The 1,373-nt window shown below is 32.2% G+C and carries 2 protein-coding genes; both read left to right on the top strand.

Annotated elements, in window-relative coordinates:
• The coding region (locus tag DIU01_RS13905; RefSeq protein WP_290835452.1) for a GTP-binding protein at positions 1 to 208 on the top strand (208 nt) is incomplete at its 5' end.
• Positions 205 to 1,373, top strand: a 1,169-nt coding sequence (locus tag DIU01_RS13900; protein ID WP_290835450.1) for a threonine--tRNA ligase, incomplete at its 3' end; no start/stop codon positions are given. The genes DIU01_RS13905 and DIU01_RS13900, both read left to right, overlap by 4 nt.

The raw sequence follows: 1,373 nt of genomic DNA, 5'->3' as shown, positions 1-1,373 counted from the left end.
GATATATAGAATGAAAGGTTATGTGTTTGATGAAAATAATCAAGTTTATTTGGTACAAACAGTGGGTAAAAATAGCACAATTGAACCTGTAAATGATATTAGTGTCGAAAAATCTCAATTGGTTGTTATTGGTAAAGAAATTGAATTAAATGCAATTGAACGTATTTTGAAACCTGCCATACAAAAAGAAATAAAAATTATGATATGACAAATATAATTTTACCAAACGGTGAAGAACGATTTTTAACTAAAGAATCTATTAATTTAATTGATGTTGCCGCTTCAATTAGTAATTGTTTAGCTAAGGAAGCTCTTGTAGCTTCCATTAACGATTCTATAGTAGATAGTAATTTTTCAATTCCAACTAATTCCAAAGTAAATTTATTTACATGGAAAGATGATGAAGGTAAAAATGCTTTTTGGCATACTTCTGCACATTTATTAGGAGCTGCTATTTTAGAGTTATATCCTTCAGCTAAAATTGCAACAGGTCCAGCTATCGAAAACGGTTTCTACTATGATGTTGATTTTGAAAATATTAAGTTTATCGATGCAGATTTAAAAAAAGTAGAAGATAAAATGCTTTTACTTGCCAAACAAAGTTTTGAAAATGTTAGGATAGAAGTATCTAAGAAGGATGCACTGGTTTTTTTTGAAACGAATTATAATCCTTATAAACTAGAATTAATTAATGATTTACAAGACGGAACTATAACCTTTTATCAAACCGGCCGTTTTACAGATTTGTGTGCGGGTCCACATATTCCAAATACATCATTTATCAAAGCCATAAAGCTAACTGCTATTTCTGGCGCATATTGGCGCGCGAATGATAACAATAAAATGCTAACGCGAATTTATGGGATTTCATTTCCAAAAAAAACAGATTTAGATACCTATTTAGAGGCTATTGAAAAAGCTAAAAAGAACGACCATAGAAAACTTGGTAAGGAGTTAGATCTTTTTTACTTCGATGAAGAAGTGGGAATGGGATTGCCACTTTGGGCACCTAAAGGTGAAGCTTTACGTCAGAATTTAATTGGTTTTTTACGAAAAATACAATCCAGAGCAGGATACAAACATGTGGCTAGTCCGCATATTGGAAAAAAAGAGTTGTATATCACTTCAGGACATTATGCAAAATATGGAGAAGATTCATTTCAACCAATTTATACACCAGCCGAAGACGAAGCTTTCTTCTTAAAACCGATGAACTGCCCACATCATTGTAAAATTTACAGCGCCACTCCAAAAAGTTATAAAGAGTTACCTATAAAATATGCTGAGTTTGGTACCGTTTATCGTTATGAGCAAAGTGGTGAACTTCATGGGTTAACCCGTGTAAGAGGTTTTACTCAAGATGATGCTCATAT

This window comes from Flavobacterium sp., from assembly GCF_003525665.1.
Taxonomy (GTDB): domain Bacteria; phylum Bacteroidota; class Bacteroidia; order Flavobacteriales; family Flavobacteriaceae; genus Flavobacterium.
This window is presented reverse-complemented; position numbering and strand designations above follow the sequence as displayed.